General features: G+C 64.1%; 15 protein-coding genes. 3 read left to right on the top strand and 12 right to left on the bottom strand.

What is annotated here, in order from left to right; all coding sequences use genetic code 11:
• Position 1: 1 nt before the first annotated feature.
• The 3 genes from pabB to ACNQOP_RS13415 all read right to left on the bottom strand — a co-directional run bounded on the left by pabB (position 2) and on the right by ACNQOP_RS13415 (position 3,313).
• Positions 2–2,035 (bottom strand): aminodeoxychorismate synthase component I, encoded by a 2,034-nt coding sequence (pabB, locus tag ACNQOP_RS13425; RefSeq protein ID WP_416404770.1) that lies wholly within the window; start codon positions 2,033–2,035, stop codon positions 2–4.
• Positions 2,032–2,592, bottom strand: coding sequence for a low molecular weight protein-tyrosine-phosphatase (locus ACNQOP_RS13420; protein ID WP_416404769.1), 561 nt, complete (start codon positions 2,590–2,592; stop codon positions 2,032–2,034). The genes pabB and ACNQOP_RS13420 overlap by 4 nt, the downstream gene beginning before the upstream one ends.
• A 94-nt stretch (positions 2,593–2,686) precedes the next feature.
• A complete protein-coding gene (locus ACNQOP_RS13415; protein ID WP_416404768.1) occupies positions 2,687–3,313 on the bottom strand; it encodes a TetR/AcrR family transcriptional regulator in 627 nt (208 codons plus the stop codon).
• 100 nt (positions 3,314–3,413) lie between these two features.
• Between ACNQOP_RS13415 and ACNQOP_RS13410 the strand changes: the two genes are divergently transcribed.
• Positions 3,414–3,734, top strand: a complete 321-nt coding sequence (locus ACNQOP_RS13410) for a hypothetical protein (protein WP_416404767.1) — start codon at positions 3,414–3,416, stop codon at positions 3,732–3,734.
• 53 nt (positions 3,735–3,787) lie between these two features.
• Here ACNQOP_RS13410 and ACNQOP_RS13405 read toward each other — a convergent pair whose 3' ends face one another.
• The 4 genes from ACNQOP_RS13405 to ACNQOP_RS13390 form a co-directional block, all read right to left on the bottom strand.
• Entirely contained in the window at positions 3,788–4,111 is a 324-nt protein-coding gene (locus ACNQOP_RS13405; protein ID WP_416404766.1) for a hypothetical protein, read from the bottom strand.
• 159 nt (positions 4,112–4,270) lie between these two features.
• Positions 4,271–5,239 carry a ribokinase gene (locus ACNQOP_RS13400; RefSeq protein ID WP_416404765.1) on the bottom strand — a complete coding sequence of 323 codons (969 nt, stop codon included), beginning with the start codon at positions 5,237–5,239 and terminating at the stop codon, positions 4,271–4,273.
• Positions 5,236–6,678 carry an MFS transporter gene (locus ACNQOP_RS13395; RefSeq protein ID WP_416404764.1) on the bottom strand — a complete coding sequence of 481 codons (1,443 nt, stop codon included), beginning with the start codon at positions 6,676–6,678 and terminating at the stop codon, positions 5,236–5,238. The genes ACNQOP_RS13400 and ACNQOP_RS13395 overlap by 4 nt, the downstream gene beginning before the upstream one ends.
• Positions 6,678–7,715 (bottom strand): nucleoside hydrolase, encoded by a 1,038-nt coding sequence (locus ACNQOP_RS13390; RefSeq protein ID WP_416404830.1) that lies wholly within the window; start codon positions 7,713–7,715, stop codon positions 6,678–6,680. The genes ACNQOP_RS13395 and ACNQOP_RS13390 overlap by 1 nt, the downstream gene beginning before the upstream one ends.
• Before the next feature lie 174 nt (positions 7,716–7,889).
• On the opposite strand from ACNQOP_RS13390, the gene ACNQOP_RS13385 reads away from it, so the two are divergent.
• Positions 7,890–8,924 carry a LacI family DNA-binding transcriptional regulator gene (locus tag ACNQOP_RS13385; RefSeq protein ID WP_416404763.1) on the top strand — a complete coding sequence of 345 codons (1,035 nt, stop codon included), beginning with the start codon at positions 7,890–7,892 and terminating at the stop codon, positions 8,922–8,924.
• Positions 8,925–8,930: 6 nt separating this feature from the next.
• Here ACNQOP_RS13385 and ACNQOP_RS13380 read toward each other — a convergent pair whose 3' ends face one another.
• Positions 8,931–9,554, bottom strand: coding sequence for a LysE family transporter (locus ACNQOP_RS13380; protein WP_309993846.1), 624 nt, complete (start codon positions 9,552–9,554; stop codon positions 8,931–8,933).
• A 154-nt stretch (positions 9,555–9,708) separates the two neighbouring features.
• On the opposite strand from ACNQOP_RS13380, the gene ACNQOP_RS13375 reads away from it, so the two are divergent.
• The gene (locus tag ACNQOP_RS13375) at positions 9,709–10,800 is read left to right on the top strand and encodes a DNA polymerase IV (protein ID WP_416404762.1); all 1,092 of its coding nucleotides are present in this window, start codon (positions 9,709–9,711) and stop codon (positions 10,798–10,800) included.
• A gap of 27 nt (positions 10,801–10,827) precedes the next feature.
• Here ACNQOP_RS13375 and ACNQOP_RS13370 read toward each other — a convergent pair whose 3' ends face one another.
• From ACNQOP_RS13370 to ACNQOP_RS13355, 4 genes are all read right to left on the bottom strand, one after another.
• Positions 10,828–11,811, bottom strand: a complete 984-nt coding sequence (locus tag ACNQOP_RS13370) for an aldo/keto reductase (RefSeq protein WP_257369407.1) — start codon at positions 11,809–11,811, stop codon at positions 10,828–10,830.
• Positions 11,812–11,883: 72 nt separating this feature from the next.
• Positions 11,884–12,201 (bottom strand): hypothetical protein, encoded by a 318-nt coding sequence (locus tag ACNQOP_RS13365; protein ID WP_416404761.1) that lies wholly within the window; start codon positions 12,199–12,201, stop codon positions 11,884–11,886.
• 87 nt (positions 12,202–12,288) lie between these two features.
• A complete protein-coding gene (locus tag ACNQOP_RS13360) occupies positions 12,289–13,731 on the bottom strand; it encodes an NlpC/P60 family protein (protein ID WP_416404760.1) in 1,443 nt (480 codons plus the stop codon).
• Positions 13,732–13,913: 182 nt separating this feature from the next.
• On the bottom strand, positions 13,914–15,113 hold the full coding sequence (locus ACNQOP_RS13355) for an RNA polymerase sigma factor (RefSeq protein WP_416404829.1): 1,200 nt from the start codon (positions 15,111–15,113) through the stop codon (positions 13,914–13,916).
• Positions 15,114–15,125 lie beyond the last annotated feature (12 nt).

Genomic DNA, 15,125 nt, shown 5'->3' with positions numbered 1-15,125 from the left:
CTCAGTCCGGGAAGCCTGCGCCGAGCGTGGACAGCACGCCGTACGCCTTGGTCCGGATTTCCTCGTACTCGTCATCGGCCACTGAATCTGCGGTGATAGCCCCGCCCACGCCCAGGCTCAGGGTCCGCCCGTTCGCTCCGGAAGGGTTTACCACCAGGGTTCGAATGACCACGGCGAGGTCCGTGGCAGCGTTGAGCGAGAAGTAGCCGATAGCTCCCGAGTAGATCCCCCTGGGCCCCGACTCAAGCTGGTCGAGGATGTCCATGGTGCTGATTTTGGGAGCACCGGTCATGGAGCCCGCAGGGAATGCGGCGGCAACCGCTTCGGCCCGGGGAGCCCCCGGATTGAGGTGCGCATCCACTGTGCTTACCATTTGGTGGACCGTAGCGTAGCTTTCGATCGCGCACAGCCGGCTCACAGTGACCGAACCCGGGATCGCGAAGTGGCTAAGGTCGTTGCGCAGCAGATCCACGATCATGATGTTCTCCGCGCGGTCCTTAAGCGAGGTCTCCAGGTCGTGCCGCAAGGCTGCGTCCTCAGCCGGATCGGAACTGCGTCCGCGCGTGCCCTTGATCGGCTCGGCGCGCATGCCGCCGTCGGACAGGATCCGGAGGAACCGTTCGGGTGACGTACTCGCGACCACCAGTTCGCCGAACCGGAGGTAACTGGCAAACGGTGCCGGGTTGCGGCGTCGAAGGTTTAGGTACGCAACCCAAGGATCCAGGCTGCCGGCGGGTGCTTCAAGGGTGGTCGTGAGGCAGACCTCGTACGAGTTGCCTTCAGAAATTTCGTGTTGGGAGGCCGCGATTTTCCGCTTGTAGTCTGTAGCGGAGTCGCGGCTGACGAATTCAGGGACCGTCCCCGAAGGAGCGTCGACGGCGGTGGCAGCCGGGACGGCGGCGGCCACGACGGCGCTGCGTGCCGTGCGGAACCAGGCGTCGGCGTCGGGCGCATCCAGGGCGAGCAGCCACGCGGTTTGTTCGCGGTGATCGAGGACGATGGCGCGGCCGGCGAAGAGCAGCGCTGCGTCGGGGGTTTCGGACTGGACGTCGCTCCCGCCGGTTTCGCGTTTGAGCTCATACCCAAGGTATCCGAGCCAGCCGAGCGTGAACTGGCCGTCGTAACCGCGGGGTGCCCGGACTGCCCGGCGGCCCCACACGGAGTCGAGCCACCGGAAAAACGTCCCGGATGTGGCCACTGTGGCGCAGCCGGCAGTAACTTGCGTGACGCCGGATCGGTGCATTGCCAGCTGGCCGTAAGTGCCGCCGTCGTCAGCCAAAATACTGAAGCGGCTGCGTGCCGCGGCCTGGGACGTCCCCGCAACGGCCGAGGCGTTGGAGGAGTCCAGCCAGACAGTGTTGGCGGACTGGCCGTAAAGCGCCTCGAAAAGCCGGGCTGCGTCAGGCATGGTGTCCACGCGCTCGGACCGGAGCTGAAGTCCGCGGCGGGCACTGAGCTCCGGGGCGAGGATTGCCGCCATGGACGGCAGGTACATGAGGGCCTGCAGGACGTCGTCGGGGGCGCTGCCATCGGCGCGGTTGAGGACGCGGACGTCCGCGGCGCTGGCCACCGGGTCCGATTCCAGCCAGGCGTCTTCCTGCGCCGCCCAGGTGTCCCAGTACGGTTCGTAGGTACTTCCGTCCCGCGTCAAGGCCCGACGACGGCGGTCGTCACCGGGGGACTCGACCCACACCACGGCGTCCAGCATCGGCCGGGCAGCTTCCGCAGCGGCGCCAACGCCTTCCACGATCACGATCTCGGCGGGCAGGGTGACTTTCAGGCCGCCGTCGTAATGGCGTTCCCAATCCCAACTTGTCCATTCGGCAGCGACGCCGGCATTCAGGGGCGGGAGGACCGTGGCAACGTACCGTTCGATGCCGGGCATGAGGCCGTTCCAGCCCGGATAGATGTCCTCCAGGTGGAACAGTGAAACTTTGTGGTGCTGCCGCAACCGGGCCGCCAATTCGACGGCCAGCGTGGTTTTCCCTGCGCCAGACCTGCCGTCAACAGCAATGATCACAGGTGCAGGGGTCATGACATAGAGGTTACCTGCTGGTGATCGCCGGATTTGGCCTCGACCTGGGGGCCGATGGCTGTTTTGACGTGTTGGACGATCCCGGGAATGGCGTCCTTGATAAGGGTCCAGGTGGTGTCGAAGTCTGTGTGGCCTCCGTACCAGGGGTCTTCGATGCCCAAGTCGAGGGAGCTGCGACCCGCCGTGGCGGGATCGAAACTGCGCAGCATCCGGACTCTTTCCAGTGTGCCGGCGTCCGGGGCGCCCTCCTGGAGCCACCCGAAGTGGTCAACATCCAAGGCGAGGATCAGGTCCCGCTCAGTGAACCATTCACTGCGCCACTGGCGGGCAACGTGGTTCTCCGACGGTATGTGCTTGGCGGTCAGGACACGCGCGGCCCGGGGGTCTATGGGGTGTCCGACCTCGTACCCGGTGGTGCCTGCCGAATCCACCACCACAACGTCGCTGAGCCCTTCCGCTGCGAAGGCTTCGGTGAGCATGAGGGCTGCCATGGGTGAGCGGCAGATGTTCCCTGTGCAGACCGTAATGATGCGGTATGGGCTCGACGTTGAGTACATGAGGCAAGCATGATTGATGGCACCCCCTCTTGGCTAGGGGCTACTTCACAGGCGAGTCACTTTTCGTGTCAAACCTGTCACAAGGTTGCTGGAGTCAGGCTGTTGTCGCTTCGGCTGTTGCCGGTTCAGATGCCGACGCTTCGGCGGCCAGCGCGGCAGCCATCAAGTGGACGGTACGCACGACGGCGGCGCGTCGCCTTTCGGTGCGGCCCGGGTTGTCGCCGGCCATCAGTCCGTCAAGGGCCGGCAGAACGGGAGCGGAATCGCACAGGCTGACGATGGTGATGAGGAGATCGCCCGCGTCCTCCCGCGAGATGCCGGGGAGGGCTGCAATGGTGCTGTTGACCTTGGATGCGCAGTTGGCCATCCGCTTGGGTAGGCCCACAACGTCGGTTCCGCGTTCCAGTCCCTCCCAGAACAGCAGTCGCGGCGCAGTGGCATCCACCTGGTGGTGATCGAAAAGTCTCCCGGCGTAATCAGCCATGGCTTCAGGGCCGGAGCCCTCGATGGGGACTTCATCCATGAGGTTGGTCAGGGCGGTGACAATCACGGCGTCGAACAATGCGTTCTTGTTGCCGAAATATTGGTAGATCCGTTCCTTGTTGACGCCGGCCTCGGCGGCGATCCGGTCGATGCGGGCGCCAGCCAGTCCGCGCGTGCAAAATTCTGTGGTTGCCGCACTGAGCAGCAGCCCCTTGGTTCGCTCCGTGTCCCAGGCCATACGGTCATCTTAGCATTTTCCAACTAAGTGGTTGTAATTTCATGTTGTCCGGGGTTATGGTGATTCCAGTCAATTGCAACTATCTGGTTGGAGAAACCTCGTGACCATCGAAGCCACTACCGAACAGGCCACGCCTACCCGCGTCGAGCCGGCAACGCCAGTGCACCCGAAAGCCCCCTCGGTCCACATGCGAGCCCTGATCACCTGGCTGGCAATTTTCCCGCTGGTTTCCATCGGCATGCTGCTGCTGGGCCCCATCATGGAGCCGTTGCACCCGGTGCTTCGCGCCTTGATGCTGACGGCTCTGGTGGTTCCCGCTGCGGTATACGTTGTGGTTCCCCGGCTCATGGCCGGTCACGGCGCACTCAGCCGAAAGGCAGCGGAACGCTCAAGCCAACGCGCTGCCCGCCGGTCCGCCTAAGCGGCGTAGCCGGAGGTTGAGCTGGTGCCCGGCGGAGCGCGGCGCCATCGGGCCTACTTGGAAGACGGACTGTAGTCGGGGTAGTACCGCTGGATCTCTTCGACTTTCAAACCGAACTCAACCATGCGTTCAAGGGACATGAGCGAACGGACTTCCTCGTCTGAGGACCTGGTGCTGTTCCAAGGACCTATTGTCTGGTAGCAGAAGTCATTTGGATCGTTGAGCTTGGTGGCGTTGTAGCACTCCGGGTGACTTTTTTCGCCTGCCCCTGCGGTCACAGCCCGCGAGGGTGAGGAAGCGACAGCCCACGCAAATCCGAGTCCAATTATTGGCGCAATAGCCAAGGCCGCGATGGCAGATTTAGTTCGTTTATTCATGGTTCCCCCAAGTTCCCGATGACTTGGAGAGCCTATAGCAAAGGGACATGAAACGAGAGTCGGGAAGCGGCGGCGGTTGAAACCGACGCAGCTTTGGCAGCGAGTTCAGCGAGGTCCGCCGGTCGGACGGTGTGCATTCCTGATCCGGTTCCCGTGGCTTTATTCTGCCTGCCGCCGCAGTTCCTCAACCTCAGCGGCGCTCGGGTACGCGGCCTGCGTGCCCTTCTTCGTGGCAGCAAGCGCGGCTGCCACGGAAGCGAAGGCAGCGGCTTCGGCCAAGGAATCGCCTGCGGCCAACCGCGCGGCGACCCCGCCGGTGAACGCGTCACCGGCTCCCGTGGTGTCCACGGCTGTGACGCGGGTGGGCTCAATCCTGGTGATCTGATCATCGCCGCGAGCCAACGAGTCCAGCACCACAGAGCCTTGGGCGCCAAGGGTTACCAGTACCCGCTGCAAGCCCCTCTCAGCAAACTGGCTCCGGACCGGCTCCCATGCCTCCACGCCAGCCTCAGCGTCAGGAATGTCCGCTTCCGAACCCAGGAACAGCGAAGCCTCGTGCGCATTCACCAGCAACACGTCGCTCAACCCGGCCAGTTCCTCCGGCACCTCGGCGTAAGGCGAGAGGTTCAGCAGGACTGTAGCTCCGGCGTCGTGCCCTGCTTGAGCGGCGGCCACCACGGTATCGGTGCCCACCTCCAAGCAAAGGCACACCACGGCGGCGTCGCTGAAAGCAGCAGGCTCGACGTCGGCCGGGGTCAGGGTGCCGTTGGCGCCAGCCGAAATGATGATGCTGTTCTCGCCGCTCGCGTCCACTGAAATAACCGCGACACCGGTTGCAACATCCGCACGCCGCACGCGGGACACGTCCACCCCGGCGCTGGCCGTTGAATCCAAGAGCATGGTGCCGTTGGAGTCCTCACCCACCGCGCCGATCAGGCTGACGTCGCCGCCGAGCTTGCTCGCAGCCACCGCTTGGTTGGCGCTTTTGCCGCCGGGATTGACCGCAAAGCCGTTGCCGTGAACCGTCTCGCCGGGTTTGGGGAGCCGGTCCGTGTAGATGGTCAGGTCCGCATTGAGGGATCCGACGACGACGATTCCAGCCTTGGGCGCGTTGGCTGCGGTGCTCATGCGGTGACCTCTTCCTCTGCCGAAACCTCGGCTTCAACGGGCTTGGGGATCAGCAGGGACGCTGCGAAGGCCGCCAGGGTAATGGCGAGTCCCACCACAATGACAGTCAGGTAGGACGCCTTCGCGTCGCCCAATGAGGCCGTAGCCACCAAGACGGCGGGGAGTACAAGGAAGCTCAACCCGGCGCCGAGGTTGAAGGCGCCCGCGTTCATGCCGGGAAGGAATCCGGGGTTTCCCTTGGGAGAGAGCACAACGCCAAGGCCATTGAGCATGATGTTGACCGTACCGGCGTACATGATGCCCAGCAAGGCGGTTCCGACGATCATCAGGGGCAGGCTGCTGAGGCCAAAGAACGCGATGATGGCCAGGGCTACGATGCTGCCGATCATGCCGATGCGCAGGACCTTGGTGTAGCCGAGGACCGGTGCCAGGCGGCCGCTGATAGGACCGAAGACCCACCCCAAGAGGGCGTAGGGCGTGAGGATCATCAGGGACATCTCGGTGGGGCCAACGCCGAAACCGGGCTCTGCTGCCTGAACGTAGGCGGGCACGATGCCGTTGATGACCGCGAAGATACCGGTCATGGTCAGCGTGGTGGTCAGCAGCGGAGCCCAGGTGGAACGCTGGCGCAGGTGCACGGTTTCCACCATGGGCTGCTTGGCACGCTTCTCAACGGTCCAGAACGCGTAGAACGCGACGGCGGCAATCACCGTGAGGACGATCGCGAGGGTGAGGGTGCCGGAGTCGAAAGCGCTGGCCAGCTTGGAGCCCTCGTTCAGGGCCGTCAGCAGCGCGCCCACGGCGATCACGATGAAGAAGACGCCCAGCCAGTCCATGGTGGTGCCCGCGGCAGGCTTGCTTTCACCGGCCAGGACTGCGACCAGGGCGGTCGCTACGACGGCCAGCGCCACCATGAGCCAGAAGATGCTCCGGAAGCCGAAGTTCTCAGCGAAGTAGCCACCAACAAAGGAATCAACACCGGCCACGCCGCCGTTGACCGCCGTGATGAGGCCCATGAGGGTGCCGTATTTGCGCGGGTTGCTGACCGCAGAGCGGAGCATGATCAGGCACAACGGAACCGTGGGACCGCTGACACCCTGGATGATGCGGCCCACGAACAGCCACGTGACATCGGGGGCCAGGGCGGCGATGACGGAGCCCACTGCCATGAGGAGCATCATGCCCACCAGGATCTTCTTGCGTCCCACGATGTCGCTGAGCCGGGGGAGGAAGAGGGAGAACAGTGCTGCGGCGGTGAAGAACCAGGTCTGGGAAAGCCCGATGGTGGCTTGGTCGGTCTGGAGCTCGTTGCCCATGGTGACTAGGGCGGGGCTGAGCATCGAGGCGTTGAGTTGGAAGGCAACGCAGGCGGCCAGCAGGGCCACCATGAGCGCGGTGACGTTGCCGCGGGTGGACTTGGTCTCGGCGAGGATGGACATTACTTTGCCTCTCCTGCCAGAACGGCCTGGGCCGTAGCGTCAACAGTGGTGGCGTCAGCGCCGCCGTCGAGCGTTGGCTCGCCAATCCTGACGATCGCATCGGTGACAAGATCCCAGAACTTCTTGTGGTCCAGGTCCACGGCCACCGAGGTGTGGCAGTCTTCCGGCGCGGGGGCGCGGAAATCGGCAACAGTCATGCCGAGCGTGAGCTTGCCTTGGAGTTCTATGTCCACGGGGACCTTGCGGGTGGTCATGACGGAGGGATCGATCACGTAGGCCACGGCGCAGGGGTCGTGGACGGGCGGGAAGTCGAAGCCCTGGGCATCCTTGTAGGTCTTCTGGAAGAAGTCCATCAGCTCCATGACGAACTTGGCGGGCTTGGTGCCGATCCTTGCGATGCGCTCCACCACCTCGTCCGTGGCCAGAGCCTGGTGCGTGAGGTCCAGGCCCACCATCACTACGGGCCACTTTTCGTTGAACACGATGTGTGCGGCTTCGGGGTCGATGATGATGTTGAACTCCGCCACGGCGCTCCAGTTGCCCACGTGGTAGCCGCCGCCCATGAGGACGACTTCCTTGACGCGTTCAACAATGCGCGGTTCCTTGCGGGCTGCCATGGCGATGTTGGTCAGGCCCGCTGTGGGAACCAGGGTGACCGTGCCCGGCTCATGTGCCATGACGGTGTCAATGATGAGGTCGACGGCGTGGCGCGGGTCCAGCTCAATGGCGGACTCGGGCTGCTCGGGGCCATCCATGCCGGAATCGCCGTGGATGCTGGGGGCGGTTTCGATGGTGCGGACCAAGGGACGGTCGCAGCCGGCAGCGAAGGGAACACCGGTGATGCCGGCAATGGTTGCCACCGAAAGGGCGTTGCGGGTGACCTTCTCGAGGGTCTGGTTGCCCACCACCGTGGTTACTGCGAGCAGTTCGATGTCCGGGTTGCCATGAGCCAGCAGCATTGCCACAGCGTCGTCATGGCCAGGGTCGCAGTCAAGAATGATCTTCTTGCGGGTGTTGGGATCCACGTTTCTCTCCACGTCATTGGGGCCTGCCAGGTACTTGCCCGGGGCAGGGCGGTAAGCATTCAGGGGTGATTCTGGCACTGCGAAGGGTGTCGCGTCAAACGCTTAACGTGATTGCTGTGGTCATTGCGTTAAGCGCTTGATGCCTTCTCGCAGGTCAGGGCGGCATAACAGCGCTACGATCGATGCATGGAATCCCTGGAACGGCGCCATGCCCGCGCGCCACGAGTGACCGCCGCGATGGTGGCCGCCCGGGCGGGTGTTTCCACGGCGACCGTATCGCTGGTGGCCAACGGCAAGACGCAGGGCCGCGTGTCAGACGACAACATCTCCCGCGTTCGTACCGCCATTTCCGAGCTTGGTTACGTGGTGGACAGCATCGGCAGTTCGCTGGCCCGCGGGGTGAGCTCCATTGTCATCCTGGTGACCCCGGACGTGTCCAACCCGTTCTTCGCCAATGTGATCGCAGGAGTGCGGGAATCGCTGGGTGCCGAATACCAGTTGCTGCTGTCAGTGGCAGATTCGGGGGAGTCGCCACAGGCCTCCGACGTGCGCAAATTGCTGGCCCTCCGCCCCGCTGGCCTGCTGGTGGGCGCTCCCAGTGCCGAATTCCTGGAAGATCTCTCAGCGGCCGGACCCCTGGTGCTCCTGGACGCGCCCGGACTTGAAAGTTTCGCACCATCCGTCAACCTCGACGTTGCCCAGGGTGCCCGCGAACTTGCCCGGCACTTGGCCGCCTCCGGGCACACGAGGGCAGCGTACGTGGACGGCATTACCGGAACGGAAACGTTCAAGCTGCGCCGGGACGCTTTCCTGGAGGAAGCCGCCTCGTTGGGCCTTTCCGTCTCACAGGAGCACATCATCAGAACAGCGATCGACGTCGGTGCTGCCGCGGCCGCTTTCGCCGACGCCTGGCCGGGCTGGCAGCGCGAGGGGGTGACCGCCGTCGTCAGCGGAACCGATACGCATGCTTATGGACTGCTGCAGGAGGCGCGGGTAGAGGGGGTCCGCATCCCCGATGAGCTGGCGGTGGCCGGCTTTGATGACTTGCCCTATTCGGCCACCAGCAACCCCAGCCTCACCAGTGTCCACCTGCCTGCGACCCCGCTGGGACGCAAAGCGGGGGAGCAGCTGCGCGGGCTCATGGAGGGCCTCGAGTTGTCCGAGCCGCATGTGACCTTGGAGAGCTCGCTGGTAGTGCGGGGTTCTACGGTCTCCAGCTGATCCTGGCTAGTGGATGACGGCCAGCAGGATGCCCACCAGCACGAACAAGCAACCGAAAATGCGGTTGAGGACCTTCTGGCCACGTTGGTCGTGGGTGAAACGCTGGAATGAACGCGCTGCCAGGGCGAAGAAGAACCACATCACCATGATGTCGATCGCCAAAACTGTGGCGGTCAACACCACGTATTGCTGGACCAACGGCTGGTCCGGGCGGATGAACTGCGGCATGAAGGCCAGGAAGAAGACAATGGCTTTCGGGTTCAGCAGGTTGACCCAGACGCCCCGCTGGAACATGGATAGTGCGGGTTCGTTCTTCTTGTCCTCAACCTGTTCTTCGTCCAGATCGGGTTTCCGAAGGAACTGCCGGATGCCGAGGTACACCAGATAGGCCGCGCCCGCGTATCGGATCACATTGAAGATGACCGGGGAGTTGGAAACCAGGACACCCACACCCAGGGCCACGATCAGGATATGGATGACCAACGCCACCTGCTGGCCCAGGATGCCCCAAATGGAACGTCGGAAGCCAGAGTTGAGCGAGTTGCTCATGGTGAAGATGGCACCCGCGCCGGGAGTGAAACTGATCAGGGTGCCGGCACCAACCAAGGCCAGCCAAAGAGAAAATTGCACCACCTCAGCTTATGCCGGTGAACGGAGTGGTTGGGACGCGTTGCTTCCTGACCCTCTTTGGCCGCGCCGTGGCGGGAATGCATCCGAAAAAGGTTGATTTCACCGGCAACCGATCCCAAAGAAGGTGGTGAAGGTACAGCCAAGGCCCGCGGCCATGGGGCAGACTGATCCCGTGAGCGGAATTCCGTGGGTGTTGCACGTTGATCTCGACCAGTTCATTGCGGCGGTCGAGATACTCCGGCGGCCCGAACTTGCGGGCAAACCGGTCATTGTGGGCGGCAGGGGAGATCCCACGGAACGGGCTGTGGTGTCCACGGCATCCTACGAAGCAAGGGCCTTCGGTGTCGGCTCAGGGATGCCCCTGCGGATTGCGGCCCGGAAAGTCCCCGACGCCATCATCCTGCCAGTGGACCAGGAGGCCTACCTGGCGGCTTCAGAGGTGGTGATGGCGACCCTGCGCGAGCAGCCGGGCGCAACTGTTCAGGTGCTCGGCTGGGACGAGGCTTTTGTCGGCGTCACAACGGAGGATCCCGAAGCTTACGCACGGCAGATCCAAAAAGCCGTCCTGGAACAGACCCGGCTTCACTGCAGTATCGGCATCGGGGACACCCTGGTCCGCGCAAAGAATGCCACGGACTTCGGCAAGCCGGCAGGGATGTTCAGGCTGACCAAGGAAAACTGGCTGGAGGTCATGGGAGACAAGCCCACCAAGGATTTGTGGGGCGTCGGAAGCAAAATCTCACAGCGCCTCGCGAAGCACGGCATCACCACGGTGAACCAACTCGCCGCAGCCGACCCGCAGGAGCTGGTCCCGGAATTTGGCCCCAAGATGGGGCCTTGGTACGCGCAGTTAGGTCGCGGCGAAGGTGCCACCGAAGTCGACGACACCCCGTGGGTTGCCCGCGCCCACGGCCGCGAGACAACCTTCCAGCAGGATCTCACCGAGCCGGGCGAGGTGGACGCCGCCGTCAAGGAGCTGACCGCCCGAGTCCTTGAGGATGTTGCCGCCGAGGACCGGCCTGTGGTGGGTCTTACGCTGAAAGTCCGTTACAAGCCGTTCTTCACCAAGACCTATGCAAGGAAAATTCCGGCAACCTTCAGCCGTGACGAAGTCCTGGCCCAGGCCTTGGACCTCACCGGAAAAATCGAACCGGACCGGCCCATACGGCTCCTTGGATTGCGCGCCGAAATGGCCATGCCGGACGACGCCCGGAAGGGACACACCCCCACCAGGAGTGGTTGGTAAAAACCACGCCCGACGGCGGCCTGGCGGCTACCAGCGCGGGTGAATCGCTTCGCGGAAGTAGCGGTCGTAGATGTCCCGGACCCCGTCGGCCAGTCCCGCACCGACCACCGGCATTTCTCCGGCCTCGGCGTTGACGCGGGCCTGCTCGGCGGACCGTGCTCCGGGGATCACGGAAGTGACGCCGTCCTGTGCCACGACCCAGGCGAGGGCCGCTTGGGAGGTGGTGACGCCGTCGGGAACCAATGCACTGAACTCCTGGGCGGCTTTGACGCCGGTTTCGAAGTCGACACCGGAGAAGGTCTCGCCGACATCGAAAGATGATCCGTCGCGGTTGTAGTTGCGGTGATCGTTAGCCGGGAACTCAGTTGCGGCCGTGTACTTCCCGGACAGCAGGCCTGAGGCCAGGGGAACACGGGCAATGATCCCCACGTTGGCCGCTTTCGCGGCGGGCAGCACCTCATCGAGGGGCTTCAGGCGGAAGGCGTTGAGGATGATCTGCACGGAGGCGGTGTTCCCGCGCTTGATGGCTTCGAGGGCCTCGTCTGTGCGTTCGACGCTGACACCGTAGTTGCGGATGGCCCCTTCGCTGACCAGCGTGTCCAGTGCGTCGTAGACTTCGTCGCGGCTGTAGACGGCGGTGGGCGGGCAGTGGAGTTGGACGAGCTCCAGGGTGTCCTGTTGGAGGTTGCGCCTCGACCGGTCTGTCCATGCGCGGAAGTTCTCGAGTGTGTAGTTTTCGGGCACCTGGTCCACGCGGCGGCCCATCTTGGTGGCCACGGTGATATCCAGACCGGGGTTGGCGCGGAGGAATTTTCCGATGATTTCCTCGCTGCGGCCATCGCCGTAAACGTCGGCAGTGTCGAAGAATGTGACGCCGTGGTCTACGGAAGCCTCAAGCACAGCAACCGCATCCGCTTCGCTCACGTCTCCCCAGTCCGCCCCGAGTTGCCAGGTGCCGAGCCCTACTGTCGAGACGGATCGGCCGGTCTTGCCAAGTATGCGCTGTTCCATGGGTTCGACTATAAGGGTTCTTCCTTTGTTAGCGCTGCCATTTTGCCTGAAGACACCGCCGCTCCGGGATCCTCAGCTCGGGGAACGCCGATTGCGCGCTTGGCGGGCCAGCTGAATGAACCCATAAACGAAAGCAGCTTGCACAAGCACCATCAATCCCAGGAGCAGCCACTGACTCGGGGCGATGAAGACTACGGCGCCTGTGACTACCAGCGTGGTTCCCAGAACAAGGGCATACACGGCGAATCCGAGGGCGACTTTCGCGCTGCGCACACCCGTTCTGAAACCGAAACCCGCAGGTTGGTTGTTTGGATGGCCGCCCATGGGATCTGGGCGGGCAGGTTTGAGGTTGTCGAATTCTGCCCAGAGGTCCGGGTCCGGATTGCTCATGACTTCATCATCCCAAAGCCGTCCGCGGTTTGGTGAACAAACCCAGGCATGGGACGGCCGATGTCTGCGGCAGCCGGGAGCCGGTGCCTAGTATCTGGCCGCGAAGGGGTAGAGCTCCATACCCACCATTGAACTGATGTTCGAGACCGTGATGCCTTCCTGGGGGTTCAAAGCCTGCACTACCTGCCCGTTCCCCAAGTAGATTGCCACATGGTAAAAGTTGGACGGCGAACCCCATACCAAGAGGTCTCCACGGCGCGCCTGTGACAGCGGGACGTGGACCGGGGCTGCGGCGTACTGCTGCGAGGCGGTGCGCGGTAGTCGCATCCCGGCGGTGCCGAAGGCGGCCTGCACCAGTCCTGAGCAGTCAAACCCGTAGGGTCCGGTACCGCCCCACTGGTAGTAGAACGGCGAACCGACTTTACCCAAGGCACTGGAAATTGCTGTTTCGTAAGACCCGCTCGATGGCGGCGCAGGCGCCGGGGCGGGCGCAGGCGCTGGCGCGGGCGCAGGTGCAGGTGCCGGGGCGGGCGCAGGAGCGGGCGCAGGTGCCGGAGCGGGCGCAGGAGCCGGAGCGGGTGCTGGAGCGGGCGCCGGTGCTGGCGCAGGAGCCGGAGGTGCGGCGGGACCCTGGACTGGGGCTGCCGGAGCCGGTGCGGCGGGCCCAGGCGCGTCCGGCGGCGTTGCCTCATCCCGGGCTGCCTGATCCGGCTCTGCCTTGTCGGCACTGGCGGTCAATGCCGCGAGCCGTGCCTCTTCGCGCTGCCGGTCCAGAGCATCCACCCTGGCCGTCTCAAGCTCAACAGTGGTGTTGCGGAGCTGGGCCAACTGGTCCACGAAAGTGGTCCGCTGCGCTTTCGCGTCGGCCACGACCTTGACCTGCGCCGCGTTGGCCTGTTCAGCCTGCGTTTTGCGCTGTTCGGCTGTCTTGGCCGCGTCGTCCGCGGCTTTGGTGGCGTCATCCGCAGCTGCAGAGAGGGACTTGGATGCGGCGGCGGCACCGATGGCAACTTCGAGATCGCGGTTTCGCCTGGCTGAGAGGGCCTCCAGTGTGGCGGCCTGCTGGAAGCTTTCACTACCGCCGGCCAGCGTAACGAGTGCGGGATTCACTCCACCGTTGCGGTACAGGTCACCGGCGATCTGCCCCACTTGTTTGCGCGTCCTGTCCTGTTGTTCCCGGGCGGCAGAGGCTTGGGCGCGGGCTGTAGAGGCGGTTTTGGTCCTCTGCTGCAGCTCCACCAGGGCCTCGCTGTAGGCATTGTTGGCCTGCATGGCAGCTGTGGAGGCTGCCTGCTGGTTAGCGGCTGCGTCCGCGAGGATCCGCTCAATGGAGGCGACCTGGTCCGCCGTCGCCGCTTCACTGGCTTTGGCCGCCGCGATTTCCTCGGGTGAGGGCACCTCCGGAGATGCCCGGACAGTGAGGGGCACAGTTCTTGCGGGTACAGCCGCTGAGGGAGTTACCACTGCCCCGGCGAGTACGACGACGGCGCACAGCACCGCGGCCCCGCGGGCGGATCGGGATAAAGCCATGTACAGAAACCTCGAAACGGGACGGGGGGAGCGAGGTTCTGGAGGAGGCACGACTGCGGCCCCTCAGATGCTCCCGGCAGTCCTGAGGTTACGTGAGCGCTTGCACATTGGCAACAGCAGTCACACCAGTAACATAAACCACAACGGTGTGATTTCGGCGGACACTGCGGGTGTGTCGTAGGTCAAGCCCCGCCGGTATCCAGCCCTGCCACCTTACCCATCAGATACCGCCGCTCCGGGAGGCTTCCGGCTTTGGCGGCCGCCGCGAGGTAGGCGTTCCGGGCTTCGGCGCTGTCTCCGGCCAGCTCATGAAGATGTCCCCGAACAACATCAAGCCGGTGGGATTTCCCCAGCGCCGAATCGAGGCCGTCCAGCAGGGCGAGTCCAGCTGCAGGGCCCTTCACCATCGCCACAGCAACGGCACGGTTGAGGGTCACCACGGGACTGGGAGCCATCTTCTCCAGAACCGTATACAGGGCCAGGATCTGTGGCCAGTCGGTCGCGGCGTCTGTGGCGGCTTCGGCATGCACGGCGGCGATCGCAGCCTGTAGCTGGTAAGGGCCCGGACGGGTCCGGCCCAGGACTGAACTCAGGAGGGCAAGGCCGTCCTGGATCTGTTGATGGTTCCACAGGCTCCGGTCCTGCTCCGCCAGCGGCACCGGAGTCCCGTCAGCCAGCGTCCGTGCCTTCCGACGCGAATCCGTGAGGAGCATCAGCGCCAGTAAACCGGCGACTTCCCCGTCATCAGGCACGGCCGCCATCAGCAACCGCGTTAGCCGGATCGCCTCGGTGGTGAGGTCTTCGCGCTGGAGTGAGGCCCCGGAACTGGCCGCGTAGCCTTCGTTGAAGATCAGGTACAGGACGTGAAGTACGACGCCGAGCCTCGCCTTTTGTTCGGCAGGCGGCGGCATGGTGAAGGTCGCTCCCGCCTTCTGGATCCCTTGTTTTGCGCGGCTGATGCGTTGTCCCATGGTAGCTTCGGGGACAAGGAAAGCTGAGGCGATTTCCGCCGTCGTGAGTCCTCCAACTGCCCGCAGCGTCAAGGCGAGTTGCGACGGAGACGAGAGCGCTGGGTGGCAGCAAAGGAACATCAAGGTCAGGGTGTCGTCGGCCCCTGATACTGAGGTGGACTGGGTATCCATGGCGCTGAAATGTTCCTCTCGGGAACGCCGTGCACTTTCGCTTCGGTAGAAATCCACCAGGCGCCGGTTGGCGACAGCCATCAGCCAGGCTTTTGGTTCGCGTGGCAGCTCGGCAGGCCACTTCAGCGAAGCTTCCAGCAGGGCTTCCTGGACGGCGTCCTCACAGGCGTCGAACTGCCCGTGCTTGCGTGCCAGCACGCCGAGGACCTGCGGCGCCAGCGTGCGCAGCAGGTCCTCGATTCGTTCGTGCGG

The organism is Arthrobacter sp. LFS091, from assembly GCF_047977885.1.
Lineage (GTDB): Bacteria > Actinomycetota > Actinomycetes > Actinomycetales > Micrococcaceae > Arthrobacter.
Note: the sequence above shows the minus strand (reverse complement) of the source record. Positions and strands in the feature narration are given on the sequence as shown.